Here is a 20,421-nt window from a genome sequence, read left to right as displayed (position 1 = left end):
GGAACATATCGACTCAGATGTTCCCTTTATGTTCCGTTGTTCCACGGGATTCGTCAAGGCTGATGAATCCTGTTGCTCTAGCCTCTTGGCGTGTCTCTCTGCTCAGCCCTTCAGCATTTGCAGTGTTGCCGGATCCCACTCACCGTCAAACCAGCGGTCCAGTGCGTCAGCGAAAAGCGGCTGAGGGTCGGCGCACGCGAACAGGGTCAAAGAGGAGCGCAGCTTCCTGGCATCGATCAAACCGAAGACTGAGATGGGGTCTTGGCTCGCAAGCGCCTGCAGCGCCGTCACGCATTCGAGGTAGCGCGGACCCAGCAAAGCATGGTCGAGATAGGCTCGGGCTTCCGCGAGCGAGGCAATGCCGTAATAATGGGCAGTCGGGCTCTGGCCCAGACCACGAAGCTGCGGGAAGATAAACCACATCCAGTGCGACCGCTTTGCACCTGTCCGGATTTCCGCCAAAGCCGTGTCATAGACGTGGGCTTGCGCCTCGACGAAGCGCGCGAGGGTTGCATCGGTGATCATCAAACAAGCGCTCCCTGCGCGGGCGGAGCGCCATAGACCTGGGTGACGGGCAAGCTCCCCTGCGGCAGCCAGCGAAGCACTTCGCTGGCCGGAACTGTCGGGTCAAGCCAGTCGGCCCATTGGTCACGGGTCAGCGGGATGATCTGGCGATGATGATAGGGCGCAACGTCGGGCCCGGCATCCATGGTGAGCATGGTGAAGGCCTCGCCAGCGGGGCTCTCTCGCCAAATGCCGGCAATGCAGAACCATGGGTGATCCTTCAACGTGAACAGCCACTTGTCGCGCCGCTTCCGTGTGGGGTCGGCCGGATCGGTAAATTCATAGAAGCCATCGGCCACGATCAGGCAGCGGTGCGAACTGAACGCGCGACCCTCGCTGCGGAAATTATAGACCGGCTTGCCCTTGGGCCCCGGCCAACTCCACCGTCTATTGACCAGTTCGCCCACACCACGTTCACCTTCGATGGAACGGACGATGGGCGCCATGTCAGTGATCTTGATGTCCTCGCGCGCCGGCACATTGGGTGCGCCTTCAGGCATTTTGATCCTGATCTGCAGGTTTTTAAAATCCTCGGCGATCGAGGCGATATCGACCTCCAGGCGGTAGTCATTGCACATCGCATGCTCCTCACCAGTTGCGCCTCTCGCTTCGGCTATCCAAAGAATGCGGTTGATCTGACCGCACGCGTGCCTTCTATGCTGTTACGATGTTCGGTCGGAGGGAAAGTCATCGCCCTTGTAGAGGAGGGGCACACCTGCGATCCGGGCACAGGCATAAGCGAAGCAGTCGCCGAAGTTGAGCGAGGCCGGGTGCCGTGACTTCCCGTAGCGATCATAGGCGTCGATGGCGTGGTTGCGGGCCTCTGGCGGTACGGCTGTGACCTGAATTTCGGCAAGGGCAAGAAATTCATCCACAGCTTGGTGGGCGTGACGGACCTCCAGGTCGAGAATTCGAGCAATTGCCAGTACCGTCTCCCCCACCGCCAAGGGGGATGTGAGGCGAACGCGCGCCTTTTGAAGGCGAGCCAACAACTCCGGAGCATCGCTTTCGTGCGCTAGTATCGATGTGAGAGCAGACGCGTCCACGAACATTATGGTTCACCATAGAGGCTATCGATAAATTTCTTGTCAGCCACCCGTCCCGCATCGGGTCCGGCTTTTGCCCGCAACGAACGGGCGAACGCCAAACCGCGTTCCACCAGCGACGGCATTTGTTGCTCGCGCTCGAGCTCGTGTCACAGAGCGCGGCGGATAGCTTCAGTTTTGCCTACTTTCTGCAGCATCGCGAGGCGTTCTGCCATGCGGTTCACTTCATTCATAAAGCGGCATGGGATTTCCTCCGATGAGGAGAATATCTCCATGAATATCAGCTGAGCAGCTACACATGGACAGGCAGAAAACTGATCGTTTCAACGGACCTTGATACCGATCGACGTTCCGTTTATGTTCTGGGCATGGATTTGAAGGGCGCTCCGTTCGACCCCGATGCGCATGAAGCCGGCGCGCGATCATCAGGCGAAACCCTGATGACATGGCTGAAATTGAGATGATCGAGGCGATCTGGGGTTCCAATCCCCAGTTCAGCGACGGCATCTCCTACGAGTTCATACGTGCTGAAGGAAAGCGCTTCCCCAGCAACCGCTGCCTGGTACCGGCGTCAGAATTCCATATCCGCAATGGCGAGAAGAAATTTCGTGCCTTCAGGCAGGACGGCAATTTCTTCTACCTCGCCGGTTTCTGGGAGCCGCCCATGGGTAGCTGGCCGGTCAGCTACCGTATCCTCACGGTCGACGCCAATCCGGAGGTGATCCGCTACCAGGCCCGACATGGAGCGATCATCGAACGCCGCGGTGCGCAGGAGTGGCTCGATTTCACGGTGCCAGAGGAAGAGCTGCTGGTGACCCCGCCTGCGGGCATGTTCGCCCTCGAGGAAATACTGACGCAGCCGGTGCAGACGAACCTCGCGTTCTAAGCAAAAGGCGCACCAGAAGCGTCTGGTGTTTAGGCAGGTGGTCGGCCTCTCGCTTGGGCAGGTCGTATCCCGGGGTTCTGACATATTGGGGCTCAGTTCCAGCACGTATCAGAGCCCAAGCCGACGGTACGTATCCTCTCAACGGCGCCGCGCTGTGTCAATCGGAACATCGCATATCGACGATTGGCTTGGGAAATTGGTCACTGAGGTCAAAGAGAGGCCGCGATAAGGGACAATCACGGATGAGGGGCTTGTGCATGCCGAGAGAACATCCATATTGTGCAGTGCAGCAAACGCGGCCCCATAATGGCTGCCCGGCAGCATTGAGGACCGGAGATCAGCCCATGAAGAAGTTATCGGCCACGATCGCCCAATTGGCAGCCATGCATCCCATGTCCGCGGCCTCGGCAAAGGAGCCTCAAGGCCGCTTGAAGGACCTCGCCGGTTTCGGTAGCAATCCCGGTGCCTTGAGAGCGAAAGCCCATGTGCCGAAAAATATTAGGGGACATCCAGCCCTCGTTGTCGTTCTGCACGGCTGTACCCAGACGGCGGCGGGGTATGACCGGGGTTCAGGCTGGTCGCAACTGGCGGATGAACATGGCTTTGCCCTCTTGTTTCCTGAGCAGCAGCGGGGCAATAATCCCAATCTCTGCTTCAACTGGTTCTCGCCGGCGGACGCTGCCCGGGATCGTGGCGAGGCGCTGTCCATTCGTCAGATGATCGCTACGATGGTCGAGACCTATGACATAGACGCGTCGCGCATCTTCGTCACAGGTCTGTCTGCAGGCGGCGCAATGGCATCTATCCTGCTAGCGACCTACCCGGAGGTCTTTGCGGGAGGCGCGATCATAGCAGGCCTGCCGTACGGCGCGGCATCGAATGTGTCGCAGGCGCTGGAGGCAATGCGCGGAGCAGGCCGGCACAGCGGCGCTGAACTGGGTGATCGAGTGCGACGTGCCGTTGGTCATTCCGGTCCGTGGCCCAGCATCTCCATCTGGCACGGAACAGCCGATGCGACTGTCTCTGATATCAATGCGGATGCGATCTTGGCGCAATGGCTTTCAGTTCATGGTCTGGACGGAAGGCCGAGCACCACCGCTATGGTCGGCAGCCATCCCCACCGCCGATGGATGGATAAAGCAGGGCGGACTGTGATCGAGGACTATCGCATAACCGGGATGGGCCATGGCACCCCACTCGCCACAACCGGGCGAGATGCCTGCGGAACCGTGATGCCGCACATGCTGGAGGTTGGCATCTCCTCAACCCGCAGAATGGCCGCGACCTGGAAATTGCTCGACGGGAGCTCTTCTGATGCGACGTCGACTCTGCCCGCCGAGAAGACGGCGCAGCTGGAGCGATTGCCGTCCGCCGAGCCCGCGCCTGCCGCGAAGACAGACGTGGAGAAGATCATCGAGGATGCCTTGCGCGCAGCTGGCCTCATGCGCTGACAAAAACCTCCAAGCATGCCGATAGAAGCTAGTGACGAACCGAGGGGAAAACTCGTGAGAAAGGAAGATTTGCCCATCGGGCAAAACCTATGTTGAGTTCACGCATCTCCGAACTCGTAAATATCTGCCTGGACCATCGGATTGTTGTGAAACATTTCGATAACTTGCCTATTGTCCCAAAGATACTAAAGATTGGAGTAGCGAAATCATCTCCTGAGTTGCGAACGGGTTGATCTTCCCGTCCGCTTTCACAAGCGGAGCCAGTTGGGGTTCAACCAACGAAGCAGGACCTACATAGGCCATTGCCCAATCAGTAAACCTCCTAGAGGTGAGAGCTTCCACCTCGAGCACCCGTACATTCTCATGGCGACTGTCTCTTTTGATGCTCGCCATCAATTCATCTAATGCTGTAGGCGAGCCCTCCAGGACCTGCACGAAATTGCTATGGGTGAACATCAGCGCGCCCGTTACGGCTAGATCGCCATTTCTGCTTCGCGCGACTTGGATGATGGCATCAATCTCACCCTCTACGGCCGCGGCAGATAGGGTGCTATCGCTCACATATATGAGAGATTGTAACGGCATATTTCCCCTACTTACTTAGTCTGGCAATTGCGCCCGTGTGCCAAGGTCAATTCTGCTTAATGGAGTGGCTTGATCTACATTAGTGCGCGTAGCTGCTTTTATTCCCTATGATAGTTGAAGAGGCTGTTGTTGGTCGATGATAAAATAGGGTAAGTCGTTGGTCGATGCAAAGCACCCGCTGAGAAAACTTGCAGCAAAGCTCAGCGACAGAGCGGAACTGTCGGACACTGACCGTGAAGCCATTGTTGCGCTTCCCTTCACAACAAAGGCAATGACGGCCGGCCAGCACATCATCCGTGCCGGTCAAATCCCTACATCTTGCACGATCCTTTTGAGCGGCTTTGCGCAGCGGTACAGGTTAGTGAACGATGGCGGTCGTCAGATTGTCGGCTTTCATATGGAAGGCGATTTTGTCGATCTCCATTTTTCGATGCTACATGGTGCCGACCAAAGCGTTCAACTGGTCACACCCGCAAAGCTTGCCGATATTCCGGTCGCAGCGGTTCTAAGGCTCACACGTACCCGCCCGGCTGTGGCTGAGGCCCTCTGGATTGACTCACTCGCTGATGCCTCCGTTTTCCAAGAATGGGTCGTCAGAATAGGTCGGCGCGATGCGCGAGCAAGACTTGCCCATCTGTTGTGTGAACTTGCACTGAAGCAGGAACATGCTGGCTTAGGAAGCCGATCCGAGATCCATCTTCCACTCACTCAGGAGCAGCTTGGTGATGCGCTGGGTCTGACTCCGGTTCATGTGAATCGCACCTTGAAATCACTTGAGGTCGAGGGCGTCATAGAGAGAAATAGGCGATCGGTCATAATCCCGGACTGGAACCGCCTGGCACAAGCAGGGGGTTTCACATCCGCCTATCTTCATTTGGCAGGTTGATGAATGGGTACGGCTCGCGGTGGATAAGTCGCGCGACACCACATCTCTTCATGCAAGCCATGCCGGCCCACAAAAAGGTTTACCCACCAAACATAGGCGACGGCACCAGTCGGAGAACCGGTAACAACCATAGTTGGGCGTATCGAATGGAATAGCGGAAGGGCAGCAGCTGTAAGCAGAAAATTGGCGGCGGGACGGTCCAAAAGTTTCACGCCTCGTTGGAAGGTTGGGCAGTGGCAGCACGTTGCGGTCGCCTGATCGGCTGTCGGCGTCGAGCGAACCAAAAGGACCAGAGGGTCAAACTTCCCAAAAGAGTGAGAGCCAGGCCGGCGAACGTCATCACCAGCCGATAGGCCAAGCCGCCAACCTTTGCTGCGTGCAAGGGATAGACCATGTTGTAAAGTTGCACGACCGCAGGCAGGCGTGAGGCGTCCCGCGCTGCAATCAGCCGACCACTATCCGCTGCGAACCAAAGGGTCGTGCGCCCGTTAGGCAGCCACTCCTCAGGCTTCCTCATCCGCAGGGTGATGAGGCCGCTCTGTTTGCGAGGCAGCGCAAGACTGCGCAGTTCAGCATCCGGGAAGCGGGCGTGCGCCGTTTCGACCATCGCTCGCCAATCGAGGCTTTTGGAGAGCGGCGCCACAGGCGCTTGCGGCGGCTTTAAGCTCGCGTCGATCTGCGCCGGGGCGCCGGGGCCAAGGATTAGCACCGCCACGGGCCGGAAAACCAAAATGGCGCCGGTCAGCGTCGCCAACAGTAAGAGCGGTGCGGCCACCAGGCCTAGATCGCGATGCTGGCGCACGATCGCGGAACGGCTGGGCCGCTTGGGCAGCAGGCGAAATTCAAAAGTCTTGCGCGTTCGTGTCCACAAGATCACGCCCGAGATGACGAAGAACAGACCCAGCAGCGCCGCGACACCGATGATCGTTTCACCGGCGTCGCCCGCGAAAAGGTGATGGTGAAGATCGAACAGCCAGAGTTCCGGCCGCTCCCACTGGCTGTTCCACCGCGTCACCAGGTCACCCGCCTGACTCACATAGGCGCCCGAACCATCTGCGAAGCGCAGCCGATCCAGCCCGAATTCCGGGCTGGCAAAGCTGATCATTTCCGGCCGGCTATCGGGGTCGGCCATGATCCGCTCTACGGTCCGCGCAACCGCCGCACTGTCCTGCACTACCGGATCGGAACCGTGGGGCAAAAAGACCCAGGCGTCCTTGTGCACCAGCAGCGCGCCGGAAAATCCCAGCACCGCCAGCACAAGGCCCATCAGCCCGCCAATCCAGCGGTGCAGCAGGTCAAGCGTCTTCAAAAGCTATAGTCCCAACTCAGCGTGAAGCTGCGACCCCGCCCCGCGAAGTAGGCGAGATTGTCGGTCGGCAGCCGCGTGTCGCTGCTATAGTCGAGGTAGAATTTACCGAACAGATTTTGCACGCTCAGCCGCAGCCCCCCAAAGGCGGTCTGATAGCGGATGCTGGCATCCGTCACGGAATAGCCCCCGAAATTGTTGAGCGGGTTGGGTTGCGCCACGCCAGCATCGGCATGGAAGCTGCGCGAAAGATAATATTGGGTCTGGATGATCGCCGAAACCGGCCCGCGATTATACGTTGCCGACACATTCACACGGTCAGGCGAGATGTTGACGCCATCCAGATCGGTATCGACCTTACTATCGGCATTGCTGTCATAGCGGCCCTCGATATGAGCATAGCCAATGCCGAGCTTCAGCCCAGGGACCGGCGTCTCGCTGCGCAAATTAATCTCTATGCCTTCGATCTCGATACGCTGACGCTGCACATCGAAATTGCGTCCGATGCCCGGCACGAGCAGCTGTCCCTTGTCGCTGGATGACCAGAAATATGTGGCAGACCCGTCAAATGGCCCGCGCTTCACTTCCACGCCGATCTCGCGGTTGTTGGACACAATGGGCTCGATGGCGAGATAGCTATCGATGTCGATGCCGGTCAGATTGATCGACCGCGTGATCCGTCCCACATCAGACGCGGTATAACCCTCTGCATAGCTGGCATAGGCGCGAATGCCGTCCCAGGGCTCCAAGATAATGCCGCCATTCAGCAGCAGATCGTCGAACTTGGGCTTGCCGCCCGCGACATCCACCCCGCCCCAATAGCGTTGGGCGGCGGGTAGCGTCTGGGTAGTTTGCGCCAGAGTGTGGTAATCATCGATCTTGATCTGGACATTTTCCCAGCGCGCACCGCCAGCAAGGCGCAACAGCCCGTCGAACAGCTTCAGATTGCCCTGCACGAACGGAGCCAGGCTGCGGAATTCGGCTGGCGGCACCCAGACGCGATCGGAGGCGATCAGGCGTTGCTGCGTCTTGTCCCATAACGCGTCGAAGCCCAGCGTCGCGGTCAGCGCCTCCAGCCCCGGCACGGCGCGCTCATAGCTGAACTTCGCGCCGCGTTTGCGGGAACGGTTCTGCGACTGGTCGAACAGGTCACCGACAGGTGCGATGCTGGGGTCCTGGAAGGACGCGATATAATTGCCCGTGGCGTCGCGATTTTCCCCGCCGAACGTGTCACGTGAGCGGTTGAAGAAAATCTGGCTGACGAAATGGCCGCCCCACAGCGCCGTGTCTGTATAGGACAGGGCGAGGCTTTCGGTGCGATTGGCGGCGGGTTCACCGGGTGAGTCGCCCCGCACGGCGCTGGTCGGCAGGCCGGTCAGGCGATTGCCGGGAACTGCGATATAATCGCCATCGCTCTTCAGTTCGAAGCGGCTGGCGATCAGATCGATGCGGCCGGTCGCGGACACAGCATAGCCCACCCGCGCAAAGATGTTGGTTGCCTGCGAATCCTGCGTTTCACCCTGTGTGAGATTGAGCCCCACGCGGCGGTCCTGCCCGTCATAACATACGCCGCGCTTTTCGTAGGTGGCGCCCATCGTAGCATCGAAATCGCCGGCCTCATACTGGAACAGCCCCCCAGCCTTGCCACCCATGCCATTGGAGTGAAACCTGTTATCCGCCGTGCCCTGCAGCAGCACCCGTCCGCTCAAACCTTCCTCTTGCGGCGCGCCAACGGTCACCTGATTGATGATACCGCCCGTGCCGCCTATCCCTTGCAACGCGTTGGAGCCGTAGATCAGTTCGACCCGATCGACGAAGAAGCCATCAATAGTGAAGCCATCGCGGCTGCCGTCGCGCAGCGGCGTCGATTGCGGAATGCCGTTGATCGCATAAAGCGGCGAGCGGCCACGCAATGTCTCTCCCGCGCCTGAGAGCTTTTGGCGCGTTGGAGAGAAAGAGGGAGTCAGCGTCGCCACCGCGTCGGTGACCGAGCCGGAAATCGCGATCTGCTGGTCGAGCGCCTCCTTATCGACAACATCGATCGTCAACGGCAGCGCGTTGGCAGGCAGAATACTGCGCGCGGCCGTGACGATGATGGGGCCATCTGCCTCCGCATCCACGGCAGGTGGCGGCGATTGCGCAAAGCCCGTGCCCGTGACCAGAAACGCACCCGCAGCGAGGAGATTTCGAACGGCTTTTTTCATGATGGGCCCCCCTAATTCTTCGGGCTCGCTAGCGAACGAACGATACTAATGCAAGTCAATCTCATTTAACGAGGGGTCGCGACCTTTTCTGTTGCCGGAGCATCGATCGAAGCCGTCGGTACATTGTCTCGACGTGCCGGTGCCACTTCCGGCAACTATCTCGAGGCGCTCGATTCCGTAGAAGCATATCGCCGGGGCGAGGCGGCACTCGTCTCGGCACCGCGTTGTCGACAATCTGCTCGGCACGACGGACCTGTGCCCCACGGTGCGCCGCACGGCGAAGCTAAAAGGGCAGATCAGCGTCCATATCGATGCCGAAGCGCGCGCGATCATCGAACGCTATGACCCGGCCGTGCTCGCCCGCGGTGCGGATCTCATCACCAACGAGACCTGCCTTCGCGATCGAAGGGGAGGCGCCCCGCCCGGATCGACCGAGCAGATCGTCGCGGCGATGCGCTCCTCCTCCAGCTTTGAAACGGGCGACAAGGAAGCGATCGATGGGTTGCAAAATGCGATCGTCGATCGCGACTATGCCGGACGGCCGCGCGGCATTGCGGATCCGCCTCCTGCTTCATAAAGGCGGACCTCTTCCAAGAGCGCCGCTAGTTCGACGAACTGCAGTCCAGAGCTGGCGTATCAACGATCCTTAAAATTGAGGCAGTCAGGGGCCGGCTGCTGCTCAGCTGGTTAACCCGATTATAACTTACATAGGCTTAGCTGTGCCGTCAGCGATGAGGGCCTTATGTTTCGTGTGTTCGAATGCGTGTTGACGCAGCATGACCTTTTCGTCGTGGGTCTCGCGGCCGCCATCTGGATCGTGGGCAGCCTGGCTTTTTTTCTCGCACTTGCCCGTGCGCAGGAATGTCGATGGGAGCGCCGTGCGTCCTGGTTAGCCATTGGGGGCTTCGCCGGTGGTCTCGGTGTGTGGGCGACCCACTTTGTGGCCATGCTAGCTTATGATGGTGTTCTGCCGATTGGCTACGCCTTCTTTCCTACATTGATTTCTGCGGCCGCCGCGATCCTCGGTTTCTGGACCGCGCTACGCTTATTGGGCCAAGCATCTGCCGCACGCTGTGCGCTCGCGGGAATTATCGCTGCCTGCAGCGTAGGCGTGATGCATTTCATCGGCATGGCGGCCATTCGCGCACAAGCCCATATTTCCTATGACTGGAACGCTGTCGCCATCAGCCTTGCGTTAGCAATGAGCCTTTTCGCAACCGCCTTCTACATCTTCGGTCATCTGATGGGCGGACGCAGGTTCTTTCCTGCAGTTTCGGCCTCGGTACTCGCCGTTTGCGCGCTTCATTTTACCAGCATGTCGGCCACGACGCTGAAGTTCGACCCGACCCTGGCCGCGGTCCACGCCACGACCGGACGGGAATGGTTGATCGGGGCAATCGTGGCATCGACCATGGTCGTGGTGATCCTGACGGCCGCGGCGACCCTGATCGATCGTTACCTCACCGATCTCAAGGGCTTCGCCGGAGCGACGCTGGAGGGCATCTTGATCGTACGCGATCACAAGATCGTTGAGGGCAATGAGCGTTTTGCTGAATGGATGAACAGTAGCCCGTCCGACCTGGTGGGACTGGATCCCGAAAGCCTGCTCGCAGCCCAAGACGGCCGTCCCATTATAGAGGAGCGGCACAAGGCGGTGGAAGCCGTGCGGCGCGGAGGCGATGCCGAGCAGTTGTTCGAAGTTGGCGTGCACGAAATCGAATATCGCGGTCGCTTGTCTCAGTGTCTGCGCCGAAATTAAGTTGAGTGATATCGGCCTCCTAGCTTGACAGCGTGGGCGACCGTTGATTCCGGGGTTTCGCCAAAAACTACCTGGATTCAACGATGTGGACTGACATCACTCGCGGACACCATGCCCGCAAAGGCCTGCATTTGCCAACCGATTTGACGGATGGCGAGTGGGAGATCCTGAAGCGGTTCTTTCCCCCGGCATCGAAAGTGGGCCGACCACGGAAGTGGGCAATGCGGCGTATTGTCGAAGCGATCCTCTATCTGCTGCGCGGCGGTCTGCCTTGGCGCATGCTGCCGCCTTGCTTCCCGCCCACATCAACCGTCCGGCGCTGGTTCACGCTGTGGCGTGACACCGGGCTATGGCTGAACATCAATCACGCCCTCTTGATGCTGGCGCGCGAGACCAGCGGCCGGGAGGCGTCTCCCAGCGCTGGTGTGATCGATAGCCAGTCGGTGAAAACCACAGAATCCGGCGGCCCACGGGGCTACGATGCAGGCAAGAAAGTGAAAGGGCGCAAGCGGCATATCCTCACCGATACCGAAGGACATCTGGTCCATGCCGTCATTCACACCGCCGATATTCAGGATCGTGATGGCGCACCGCTGGTGCTCGCAGAGATCTTGGGACGCTTCCCCTGGCTACGCCACGTGTTTGCCGACGGAGGCTATTCGGGTAGCAAGCTCAGAGATGCCTTGAAGCGCATCGGGCAATGGACGGTAGAGATCATCAAACGCTCGGACGCTGCCAGCGGCTTCGAAGTCCTGCCAAGACGCTGGGTTGTCGAGCGAACTCTTGCATGGCTCAACCGAAACCGCCGCCTTGCCAAAGACTTCGAACAGACCATCGCATCCGCGACCGCCTGGCTCTTCGTCGCCTCGATTCAACTCATCACGAGGCGGATCGCAAGGCATTGTTTCCATGCAGTTTAATTTCGGCACCGACTCTCAGGTTCTGGCTGTCCGTGATCTGACGGAAACGAAGGCAGCGCAGCGGCAAATCGAACATCTGGCACGGCATGATGGTCTGACGGGGTTACCTAATCGAACCCTGCTACAGGAACGGTTAGAACATGCCCTCGCATTGTCCAAGCGCACTGGTGAGCCTCTGGCGCTGCTAGCGCTTGACCTCGACCGCTTCAAAGCAATCAATGATATTTTCGGCCATGGGGAAGGCGACCGGATACTCGAGCGGGTCGCCTTCATGCTGAAGCGCTGCGTTCGTGGTGCCGACACGGTCGCGCGCATGGGCGGCGATGAGTTTGTCATTCTCCAGGTTGGTTCGGCGCAGCCTGATGGCGCTCGGGTGCTCGCCCATCGCATACTGGAAATCTTTCGAGAAGAGATGAACCCCGCCATGGACCCGACTGCCGTTGGCATCAGCATTGGTGTGGCGGTTTTCCCACAGGACGGAGCCGATGCCGCGGCGCTGCATCATGCTGCCGACATCGCCCTCTATCGCGCCAAGACATCCGGCAGGGGGGTCGCTGCCTTCTTCGACGCACAGATGGACCTGGAAGCGAGGCAACGGCGGCAGCTGGAAAGCGACCTGCGTCACGCTATCACGCGCAACCAGCTATATTTGGTCTATCAGCCACTGGTCACAACCGTAGACGGTAAGGTCTCCGGCTATGAAGCCCTGTTGCGCTGGACCCACCCAGATCGTGGCGAGGTGCCACCGGACGAGTTCATCCCCATTGCCGAGGACACAGGAGCGATCCTTCCCATCGGCGACTGGGTCCTGCGCCGTGCCTGTCGGGAAGCAGCGCTCTGGGTGGAACCGCTCACCCTGGCGGTGAACATTTCAGCAGTGCAGTTCCAAGTGGCGACATTGGAGGAGACGGTAACCTCTGCACTGATGGACGCCGGGCTAGCGCCTGATCGTCTCGAACTGGAGATCACCGAGACCGCACTGATGAAGGATCGGGACCAAACCATTCGGGTCCTTCACGCCCTGAAAGAGCGAGGCGTGCGGGTGGTCATGGACGATTTCGGCACGGGCTATTCCTCGCTGAGCAATCTCCAGAGCTTTCCCTTCGACAAGATCAAGATCGATCGGAGCTTCATACAGACGATGGAGGACGACGAGGCGGCCCGCTCGATCATCCGCGCGATCGTCGGGATCGGCAAAAGCCTTGCTTTGCCGGTTGTCGCTGAAGGGGTCGAAACAGATACACAGCGCCGAATGGTCCAGGAAGAAGGTTGTCCGCAGGCACAGGGTTTCTTCTACGGTTTTCCAGGCGCAGGGCCGGCAAGCTCAGCGCAACTGTCCGCTTCACAAGCGAACAGCGGACTTATCGCAGGAAGGGTGGCGTCGCACGCGGGGCCATAGTTTCGATAAGCCACGGCGGCTCGCCGACATCGCGACAGGCTCAAAGAATTCCCCAGTGTGCTCTCGGAACTCGCGCGTCCCAGAACGCCGAGGGTCTGCGATAACCTTCGCGGATCGATGACGTAAGGGGCGCCCAAAATCAGTGCGACTGGTATCGAGCGCACGGCGAAATTGGCCCTGCCTTGGCTCCGTTTCTTGAGGACTAGCAGGACAGGGGGCGTCCCCAGCACGGTGCCCCTCTTTCAAATATTAGGAGAGCTAAACAGATCCAATGGGCGGTTCTTTCCCGGTGAGGGTCTATTTCATCATATCGACGAAGGGATGGAATGTTGCTAACTCTGTCATTTCGGAACGCTCGCATTCCAGCTGTGCGTCGCGCGGTACTTCATTTAGACGAGGTACGGCCTCAGCAGATTTGTAATCAAGCCGCAGTCCACGCAACTGATAACATCACGGCACCGGACGGAGGGAATCGAGGAGATCGCTCGTCGGCAAGGCGAATATTATAACTGCCGGCGCTTCCGACATTGTCACAAACAAGGCCGCAGCGAGCGTGGATCACCCGTTCCAGCGGGATAGGTTAAGCGACAATAGCTATAATGAAGGAGAGGCCAATGGTCAGACTGTCACATCGCGGGATCTGCGTGAACGATATCGCGGCGTCGGAACGCTTCTATCGGGACGCACTCGGCTTCGAGCCTTATCAGGATCATGGGGTTATCGAAGGCCCCGATATGGCGAAGACCATGCAAATTCCTGGCGTTCAGCTGCGGGCGGTGATGCTCAAACGCCAGGACGGCCCGGTGATCGAATTGCTGCAGTTTCTCGAGCCGCCGGCGACGGGGCCGCGTGAGAAACGGTCCACCCTTCAATATGGCTTGGTACACATTTCATTCTATGTGGATGACATTGACGCCTGGGCCGCACGGATCGCGAAAGCAGGTGGCACGATTTATGAAGAAACCCGCGCTTACTTCGCCGCCAATGATACTACCATGCTCTACTGCACCGACCCGGACGGCGTGCGTGTCGAACTGATGAAATCGCCCGGCGAGGCCGAGCGCTTCTCCCACAGCGGTATCTGCGTGGAAGATATCGACGCCTCGCTCAACTATTATGAAGCGCTTGGCTTCACTCCCGCAGAAAATTATGTCCTTGATCAGGGCTTTGACTGGTTAGGCGTCATCAACGAAGTCCCAGGCATCAAACTGCGCGCGCAGATGGTGCGCGATGCGGGGGGCAACACGATCGAACTGCTGAAGGTGCTTGAGCCCGCTAGCTTCGGATCACGCGAACGCCAACCGCTTAACCGTTTCGGTCTCACCCATATCGCCTTCTGGGATGACGATCCTGCCACGACGGCGGCCGAGCTTGCAGAGCGCGGTGGCTATTTCGTTGAAGAGGCCCATGTGACAACCCCGATGATCGAGTTAATGCACGGCGCGGACCCGGATGGCGTTCGTATTGAACTCATGCGGCCGATATCGTCTGCTGGTTAAACTGAGGCGTTTAGTGTAGGAGTGGATCAACTCCCCACGTTGTCAGTTCCTTGCGCGCGCCATAGCTGGCCGATCGATGGAAACAATCGAAGGAGGAGATGGTCGGTTGTTGAGCGAAGGCCTGTATCGACAGGCACGACCTTGCCGCCAAAGACCCTGTCATTAGGGTTTTTGGCGGGCGTGGGTTCAGGGAGTTTGAACATAGCGCTATTGAGCGTCATCCGCCGCTCGCATTTCCGCGATCATTCGCCGCTGGATTATGCCTTGCTTAACCAAAGGCTGACGCTGGAGGTACAGAATAATCCTCACAAGTAACGGCCGTTGTCCGTCCGCAACCCGTGTAGAAACAAGGAGGCGCATTCTCTGGCATAGATCTCCCGATCTTCTGCCACAGGCGGCGTGGTCGCTGTGAAGAAGCGCACGGCAAATGTCGCAAGTGTGTAGAAGATGCGCGTCGCAGAATGGCTCGGGCGCGGCAGGCCCAATGTGTTCAGTTGATTTTCTAACGCCTCGCCCAGGCGGCGCACGCGGCCTTCATAGAATAGCTGAGCAAGATCGGGGATGAAATCGGCTTCCACGACCAGTAACCTATGCATGCGGATATTGTCAGGTTCCAGATGGCGATCCAATGCTTCCCGCGCCAAGACAATCAGCCCGGTTTCCGGGTCCGTGCTGGTGGGACGCTGTCCAAGCGGCCGCCGGCTGGCTTCGAAAATGTCGCGTTGAACGATATAGCGGAGCAGATTTTCCTTGTTGCCGAACTGGCGATATATGGTCGCCTTGCTGACCCGAACCGCCGCTGCGATCCGGTCGATGCTCGCACGGCGATAGCCATATTCGAGAAATTCGCTGGTCGCCGCATCCACCAATGCCAGGAGCTTTTCTGCCGGCAGGCGCAGCGCCGTTACGCCTTCGCGGACAGGCGGTTCAATCAGCGGAGGCGCAGCCTTAACTCGATCCACATCCGCAATGCTGCGGTAGCCATCCAGGAAGAGATGAACGGCATGAGCTACGACGCGTTTCTGGGCAGCCTTGCCGGGCAAGGGGGTGCCTAGAAAATAACGCGCGCCCTCCACTGCGATGCCCCCGAAACGGATGGCCATGGCGTGCGGGTCGCATGGCACTATCATCGCCTTATCGATCAGCGTCTCAAGATAATCGGCGAGAGGCTGGGACGCGGCCAAGCGCTTTTCATGCAGTTCCGCTGCCAGGTCCGGCACGTGGTTCGCCGCCGCGATATTAGCGCGGAACAGGCCGAAATTCACTGGCTCGGCAAAACCCTCAAAAAGGCGCAACGCATAGCGGGCGAGCGTGTCCTCTGCACTCGCGCCGCCATCGATGGTGGAGAGATTGAGCCACGCGCCGTTCAACTTGTTCCGGACGGCAGCTTCGAACAAGGCGAGCTTGCTGGGGTAAAGCTCGTAAATGCTCTGCTTGCTCATATGCGCCACAGCGGCGATCCTATCGACGCTCGTTCGCTCAAAGCCCTCAGTTAAGAAAACTTCGCCCGCCGCATTCAGGATTTGCGTCCTGTTGTCGCGTTCGGCGGAAATGGGGGGAGAGGTGATTTCGACCATGCGGGCTTACCTTAGCGGCCGGACGGGGTGCGACGTCAACGGGTAAAGCCGAAAAGCACCTCCCAATGCCTGCGGCCCGCGACCGCAAACATCGGGACCCGGCTTCTCAGGGCGCTTTGCCAGCAGCGCCAGGCTTGCCGACCGATATATCGACCTTTCCGATCCGGCCAGGGAAATGGCCTTCATCCCCATAATCGGAAGTGACCGGCGTGTCGGCATCAAAACCGATGTCCAACGTGTCACTCATCTCCGGCAGCTTAGAGATGGTCCGCCTAATGCGGCCCTGCGCAATCTTGTCGCCATTGACAGAGATGATCATTTCGCCTCCGGCGTTCACGCCCCCGTCATAGTGGAAGTCAAAGACCATGCGACTGCGTCCCGATGCGATCGGTTGCGTCGCCGCGACCTGCGACTCGTCGCCAGTGAGTTGCGATGCCGCCATCAGGGCGACGGGCCGGCCCTCTTTCAAATAGAAGCTCCAACCGCCAAACTTGCTCCCCAGCGCAACCAGGACGCCAGTCGCGGGCTCCTTCGCCACCTCGATATCGGCAGTGATACGGAAACTGCGCGCCAGCAGCGGAGCGGCATTGACCGATGGGATGCTGATGCCCGCTCCCCAATAGCTGTAGGTCGAGCGATGCGGCCGCTGGCTTTCGGCCGCCTGGAACCTGGCAAGCGTCATCCGGTCGTCAAGTGGGAAAACCTGGTTTCGCTCCGCCTCTTTCCGGAAGAGTGCCTGCATCTCCTTCAACTTCGCGCCCTGCATGGCCGCCAGATCGTGCGCTTGGGAAAAGTCCTTGCGCAGGTCGTATAGCTCCCACTTATATTGGTTCGGCAGAACCGACCCGTCGCCGCGTTTCCATGGCAGGTTCACCGGCGTGGTGCTGGCCAGCCAGCCCTGATGATAGATGGCGTGGTTGCCCATCATCTCGAAATATTGGGTGTCATGCCGCTCGGGCGCCTTGGGCGCGGCGAAGCTGTAGGCGAAACTGACGCCGTCGATCCGCTGTTGTGCGACGCCATTGACACTGTCGGGAGCCTTAAGGCCAGCCGCTTCCAAAATCGTCGGCATCACGTCGATGACATGGGTGAATTGGGAACGGACGCCGCGTGCCTTGATCTGGTCGGGCCAGGACACGACCAGTCCATTGCGCGTACCGCCAAGGTGGGAGGCATATTGCTTGAACCAGCGGAACGGTGCGTTCGTGGCCCAGGCCCAGCCATAGCCCCAATTGCCGACCGCATCAGGACCGCCGATCTTGTCCAGATTGGCGAGCAGCGCCTTGTCATCCTCCTGCATGGCATTGGCAAAGGCGGACATCGGGTTGGAACTGCCATTGTCGCCCCCTTCGGCGGCAGCGCCATTATCGCCTTCGATGAACATGACGAGCGTGTTGCCGCTCTCACCCATCCGATCGAGTTCATCGAGGACCCGGCCGATCTGCGCGTCCTGATAGGCGAGCATCGCTGCATAGACTTCCATGAAGCGCGCATTGATCCGGCGCTGGTCCAGCGTGAGTGCGCCCCACGCCGCCAAGCCCTCCGGCCGCTGCGTGTCCTTGGTGCCGGAGGGAATGATGCCGAGCCGTTTCTGGCGGCTTACGGTCTGTGTACGCACCGCGTCCCATCCCTTGTCGAAATGGCCCTTGAACTTGGCGATCCAATCCCCCGGCGCCTGTAACGGCGCATGCGCTGAGCCGGTGGCATAATAAAGGAAGAAAGGCTTGTCGGGCGCGGCTGCTTTCTGGTTGTGGATCCATTGAATGGCCTCATCGGCAAGCGCCTTGTCGAGCACTCCTTCCTTCAGCGTATCGATGGGGGTGGTGCCGCGATAAAGAGCCGGCGAGAATTGATTGGTCTCCGCTGACATGAAACCATAGAAATGTTCAAAGCCTAGTCCGGTCGGCCACATGTCGAAGGGTCCGGCGGGCGAGACGTCGGCTTCGGGCGCATTATGATGCTTGCCGACCATCGCGGTATTGTAGCCATTTTGGCGCAGCACTTCCGCCATCGTCGCGGCGGTTTTCGGCAATATATTGGAATAGCCGGGGAAGCCCGTCGATAAATTGGCGACGATGCCGTTGCCCACAGCATGATGATTTCGCCCGGTCAGCAGCGCGGCGCGCGTGGGCGAACACATGGCGGTGGTGTGGAAGCGGTTATAGACAAGGCCGCGCGCGGCCAGCCGATCAAGATTGGGCGTCGGGATCGGCCCTCCGAAAGTAGAAGCCGCGCCGAACCCAACATCGTCCGTCAGGATCAGCAGCACATTGGGCGCGCCCGCAGGCGCCGTGACGGGCTTGGGAAAGGCGGCGGTCGAATCGGCATAGGTCTGCCCGATTGCTCCCCCGAAGGGTTCGGGCGCTCGCGGCAGCACGGTCTGCGCCGCTAGCGGCGCAGCGCTCCCGAGCATAAGTGCGAGAAACCCAGCTAGATAATAGGGGGCAGACCCTTTTCGCATCACTCTTCCACTCCGTGTCCTTTAGCATCTTGTACGGAAGAGTTTCGTACACTACAAGCGCCGGAAACGAACAAAATCATGTAGGAGAGAATGGTGCGCTATCTGACCGCACTTCTGCTGATGCGCGCGTCCGCCCCGGCTTTGGCTCATGCTCCCGACCTGGATGTGCCTTTTGCGGCACCCTCCAATTACACGGCGCACGCTCAGCTCTTTCAGGAACGCGTCACTCATGTGGGGAAGACGCCGGTTTGGCAGATCGAATTTCAGGGCATGAACATCGTCGTTGTCGAAGGCAGCGACGGCTTGATCGTCCTTGATACCGGCATGAACCGCGATGTCGCGACGGCAGCCCTGGCGAAGATAAGAGCGCAGATCTCGACCAAGCCAATTAAGGCCATTATTTATACCCACCATCATCCGGATCATGTGAATGGCGCGGCCGTGTTCGTCCCGCCAGCCGATGTCGCCAATGGCAAGGTCCCGATCTTCGCCGCAGCCAATTTCCTGAAGGAGCTTTCGGATGAAGGCATTGCGACGCTGCCCATCGTGGCGACCCGCGCCGCCTATATGTACGGCTTCAGCTTGGCTGGAAAAGAAGCCGAAGATTTCCATGTCGGCTGCTGCGGCGGGCTGAACACGCCGGGAAAGAATGAATCCGCTTATATTCCGCCCACCCAATTCGTGGATGTGGATGGCGCGCGGGATATCGAAATCGCTGGGGTGAAGCTGCACCTGTTTCACAGTGGCGGCGAAGCGGCCTCGCACATCGCGGCATGGCTTCCCGACTATCAGGTGCTGATCTCAGGCGACGAGGTGCAGGGCCCCACTTTCCCCAATCTCCACTCGATGCGCGGCACCAAAATGCGCGATGCCAATCGCTGGATCGAGGCACTGCGCCGGATGGAGCGCTATAACGCTGCCTGGATGGTGCCGATGCACGGCCCTGTCGTTGAGGGAGCGGCGCAGATCAAGGCTCTGCTGACGCGCTATGAGGACGTAATCCAATATACGCATGACCAGACGATCCGGCTGATCAACAAGGGCATTACGCAAAATGAACTGCCTGATGCGTTGGGACCGCTGCCCGAATGGCTGCGTTCAGAGCCCTATACGACTGAATATTATGGCGCCGCAGCAGATGCCGCGCGCAGCTATTATGTCGGTTATATCAGCTGGTTCTCCGGCGATGCGACCGACCTAGCGCCCACGCCGCGTGTTGAGCGCGCCCGCCGCGAAGTAGCGCTGATGGGCGGTCGTGCGCCTGTGCTCGCCGCGGCGGAGCGCGCGTTCACACAGGGCGACGCGCAATGGGCGGCGGAACTTGCCACGCTGCTGATCGCGATCGCCCATCAGGATATGGAGGCGCGCCGCCTGAAGGCGGCCGCTTTCCGGAAGCTGGGCTATGCCACCTATAATAGCAATCGCCGCGGCTTCTACCTCATGGGTGCGCTTGAACTGGAAGGAAAGCTCCAGCAGGCGGGCCTGACCGCGCGTTACATGAACCCCGATAATATCCGGAAAATGCCAGTCGCCCTGATGCTTGAGCAGATCCGTTACAAGGTCGATCCCAAGCGGGCGGGTGCTGCTGACCGGGCCGTCACGCTGGTCGTCGATGGTGAAGGCGAGCCATGGCTGCTCGAACTGCGAAACAGCACCTTGAAATTTCACCGGGGCCAAGCTGGGGTAGCGCCTATCGTGAAACTGGGCCGCAGCGCCTTGGGTGATCTCGTTTCCGGCAGCCAATCGGTCGAAGCGCTGGTGAAAGCGGGCGCACTCTCGGGCGAAGGCTCGCGAGTGCTGCATCAGATTTTCAACGCGCTCGATCTGACGGGCACTCCGATCAACCTCGTCATACGCTGAATAGTACGAAACAGCATC

Annotated in this window: 17 protein-coding genes; 9 read left to right on the top strand and 8 right to left on the bottom strand. The window is 59.4% G+C overall.

What is annotated here, in order from left to right; all coding sequences use genetic code 11:
- Nucleotides 1–102: 102 nt before the first annotated feature.
- From EP837_RS14845 to EP837_RS14835, 3 genes are all read right to left on the bottom strand, one after another.
- Nucleotides 103–525, bottom strand: coding sequence for a DUF1810 domain-containing protein (locus tag EP837_RS14845; RefSeq protein WP_066530270.1), 423 nt, complete (start codon nucleotides 523–525; stop codon nucleotides 103–105).
- A complete protein-coding gene (locus EP837_RS14840; protein WP_066530268.1) occupies nucleotides 525–1,142 on the bottom strand; it encodes an SOS response-associated peptidase in 618 nt (205 codons plus the stop codon). The genes EP837_RS14845 and EP837_RS14840 overlap by 1 nt, the downstream gene beginning before the upstream one ends.
- A gap of 84 nt (nucleotides 1,143–1,226) precedes the next feature.
- Entirely contained in the window at nucleotides 1,227–1,616 is a 390-nt protein-coding gene (locus EP837_RS14835) for a type II toxin-antitoxin system VapC family toxin (RefSeq protein ID WP_066530262.1), read from the bottom strand.
- A gap of 439 nt (nucleotides 1,617–2,055) precedes the next feature.
- Here EP837_RS14835 and EP837_RS14830 point away from each other — a divergent pair, with 439 nt between their 5' ends.
- On the top strand, nucleotides 2,056–2,496 hold the full coding sequence (locus tag EP837_RS14830; protein WP_225870663.1) for an SOS response-associated peptidase family protein: 441 nt from the start codon (nucleotides 2,056–2,058) through the stop codon (nucleotides 2,494–2,496).
- Nucleotides 2,497–2,840: 344 nt separating this feature from the next.
- Nucleotides 2,841–3,947 carry an extracellular catalytic domain type 1 short-chain-length polyhydroxyalkanoate depolymerase gene (locus tag EP837_RS14825; RefSeq protein ID WP_066530258.1) on the top strand — a complete coding sequence of 369 codons (1,107 nt, stop codon included), beginning with the start codon at nucleotides 2,841–2,843 and terminating at the stop codon, nucleotides 3,945–3,947.
- A gap of 168 nt (nucleotides 3,948–4,115) precedes the next feature.
- Here EP837_RS14825 and EP837_RS22075 read toward each other — a convergent pair whose 3' ends face one another.
- Entirely contained in the window at nucleotides 4,116–4,532 is a 417-nt protein-coding gene (locus EP837_RS22075) for a BLUF domain-containing protein (protein ID WP_066530256.1), read from the bottom strand.
- A gap of 157 nt (nucleotides 4,533–4,689) precedes the next feature.
- Between EP837_RS22075 and EP837_RS14815 the strand changes: the two genes are divergently transcribed.
- A complete protein-coding gene (locus EP837_RS14815) occupies nucleotides 4,690–5,418 on the top strand; it encodes a Crp/Fnr family transcriptional regulator (RefSeq protein ID WP_156518621.1) in 729 nt (242 codons plus the stop codon).
- Nucleotides 5,419–5,626: 208 nt separating this feature from the next.
- Here the strand turns inward: EP837_RS14815 and EP837_RS14810 are convergent, their stop codons facing one another.
- Nucleotides 5,627–6,727 (bottom strand): PepSY-associated TM helix domain-containing protein, encoded by a 1,101-nt coding sequence (locus EP837_RS14810; RefSeq protein ID WP_082919726.1) that lies wholly within the window; start codon nucleotides 6,725–6,727, stop codon nucleotides 5,627–5,629.
- A complete protein-coding gene (locus tag EP837_RS14805) occupies nucleotides 6,724–8,928 on the bottom strand; it encodes a TonB-dependent receptor (protein WP_066530253.1) in 2,205 nt (734 codons plus the stop codon). The genes EP837_RS14810 and EP837_RS14805 overlap by 4 nt, the downstream gene beginning before the upstream one ends.
- 265 nt (nucleotides 8,929–9,193) lie before the next feature.
- Here EP837_RS14805 and EP837_RS14800 point away from each other — a divergent pair, with 265 nt between their 5' ends.
- The 5 genes from EP837_RS14800 to EP837_RS14780 all read left to right on the top strand — a co-directional run bounded on the left by EP837_RS14800 (nucleotide 9,194) and on the right by EP837_RS14780 (nucleotide 14,505).
- The gene (locus EP837_RS14800) at nucleotides 9,194–9,505 is read left to right on the top strand and encodes a hypothetical protein (RefSeq protein WP_066530251.1); all 312 of its coding nucleotides are present in this window, start codon (nucleotides 9,194–9,196) and stop codon (nucleotides 9,503–9,505) included.
- Between the two features lie 165 nt (nucleotides 9,506–9,670).
- Nucleotides 9,671–10,687, top strand: coding sequence for an MHYT domain-containing protein (locus EP837_RS14795; RefSeq protein WP_066530248.1), 1,017 nt, complete (start codon nucleotides 9,671–9,673; stop codon nucleotides 10,685–10,687).
- Between the two features lie 83 nt (nucleotides 10,688–10,770).
- Nucleotides 10,771–11,607 (top strand): IS5 family transposase, encoded by an 837-nt coding sequence (locus tag EP837_RS14790; RefSeq protein ID WP_066530244.1) that lies wholly within the window; start codon nucleotides 10,771–10,773, stop codon nucleotides 11,605–11,607.
- A complete protein-coding gene (locus tag EP837_RS14785) occupies nucleotides 11,597–13,006 on the top strand; it encodes a putative bifunctional diguanylate cyclase/phosphodiesterase (RefSeq protein WP_066530238.1) in 1,410 nt (469 codons plus the stop codon). The genes EP837_RS14790 and EP837_RS14785 overlap by 11 nt, the downstream gene beginning before the upstream one ends.
- Nucleotides 13,007–13,620: 614 nt before the next feature.
- The gene (locus EP837_RS14780; RefSeq protein ID WP_066530235.1) at nucleotides 13,621–14,505 is read left to right on the top strand and encodes a VOC family protein; all 885 of its coding nucleotides are present in this window, start codon (nucleotides 13,621–13,623) and stop codon (nucleotides 14,503–14,505) included.
- Between the two features lie 305 nt (nucleotides 14,506–14,810).
- Here the strand turns inward: EP837_RS14780 and EP837_RS14775 are convergent, their stop codons facing one another.
- Nucleotides 14,811–16,082 carry a TetR/AcrR family transcriptional regulator gene (locus EP837_RS14775; protein WP_066530230.1) on the bottom strand — a complete coding sequence of 424 codons (1,272 nt, stop codon included), beginning with the start codon at nucleotides 16,080–16,082 and terminating at the stop codon, nucleotides 14,811–14,813.
- A gap of 106 nt (nucleotides 16,083–16,188) precedes the next feature.
- Nucleotides 16,189–18,543 (bottom strand): arylsulfatase, encoded by a 2,355-nt coding sequence (locus EP837_RS14770; RefSeq protein ID WP_066530228.1) that lies wholly within the window; start codon nucleotides 18,541–18,543, stop codon nucleotides 16,189–16,191.
- Between the two features lie 90 nt (nucleotides 18,544–18,633).
- On the opposite strand from EP837_RS14770, the gene EP837_RS14765 reads away from it, so the two are divergent.
- The gene (locus EP837_RS14765) at nucleotides 18,634–20,403 is read left to right on the top strand and encodes an alkyl sulfatase dimerization domain-containing protein (RefSeq protein WP_066530225.1); all 1,770 of its coding nucleotides are present in this window, start codon (nucleotides 18,634–18,636) and stop codon (nucleotides 20,401–20,403) included.
- The last annotated feature ends 18 nt before the right edge of the window (nucleotides 20,404–20,421 follow it).

Source organism: Sphingobium sp. EP60837, from assembly GCF_001658005.1.
Classification (GTDB): Bacteria; Pseudomonadota; Alphaproteobacteria; order Sphingomonadales; family Sphingomonadaceae; genus Sphingobium; species Sphingobium tyrosinilyticum.
The sequence above is the reverse complement of the archived record's forward strand: the minus strand, read 5'-3'. Positions and strand labels throughout refer to the sequence as shown.

Bases quoted from the DNA above. Each gene is read 5' to 3' on its own strand.
- EP837_RS14785 (WP_066530238.1), top strand. From the start codon at position 11,597: ATGCAGTTTAATTTCGGCACCGACTCTCAGGTTCTGGCTGTCCGTGAT.
- EP837_RS22075 (WP_066530256.1), bottom strand. From the start codon at position 4,532: ATGCCGTTACAATCTCTCATATATGTGAGCGATAGCACCCTATCTGCC.
- EP837_RS14835 (WP_066530262.1), bottom strand. From the start codon at position 1,616: ATGTTCGTGGACGCGTCTGCTCTCACATCGATACTAGCGCACGAAAGC.
- EP837_RS14845 (WP_066530270.1), bottom strand. From the start codon at position 525: ATGATCACCGATGCAACCCTCGCGCGCTTCGTCGAGGCGCAAGCCCAC.
- EP837_RS14840 (WP_066530268.1), bottom strand. From the start codon at position 1,142: ATGTGCAATGACTACCGCCTGGAGGTCGATATCGCCTCGATCGCCGAG.
- EP837_RS14830 (WP_225870663.1), top strand. From the start codon at position 2,056: ATGGCTGAAATTGAGATGATCGAGGCGATCTGGGGTTCCAATCCCCAG.
- EP837_RS14775 (WP_066530230.1), bottom strand. From the start codon at position 16,082: ATGGTCGAAATCACCTCTCCCCCCATTTCCGCCGAACGCGACAACAGG.
- EP837_RS14770 (WP_066530228.1), bottom strand. From the start codon at position 18,543: ATGCGAAAAGGGTCTGCCCCCTATTATCTAGCTGGGTTTCTCGCACTT.
- EP837_RS14790 (WP_066530244.1), top strand. From the start codon at position 10,771: ATGTGGACTGACATCACTCGCGGACACCATGCCCGCAAAGGCCTGCAT.
- EP837_RS14805 (WP_066530253.1), bottom strand. From the start codon at position 8,928: ATGAAAAAAGCCGTTCGAAATCTCCTCGCTGCGGGTGCGTTTCTGGTC.
- EP837_RS14795 (WP_066530248.1), top strand. From the start codon at position 9,671: ATGTTTCGTGTGTTCGAATGCGTGTTGACGCAGCATGACCTTTTCGTC.
- EP837_RS14780 (WP_066530235.1), top strand. From the start codon at position 13,621: ATGGTCAGACTGTCACATCGCGGGATCTGCGTGAACGATATCGCGGCG.
- EP837_RS14825 (WP_066530258.1), top strand. From the start codon at position 2,841: ATGAAGAAGTTATCGGCCACGATCGCCCAATTGGCAGCCATGCATCCC.
- EP837_RS14765 (WP_066530225.1), top strand. From the start codon at position 18,634: ATGGTGCGCTATCTGACCGCACTTCTGCTGATGCGCGCGTCCGCCCCG.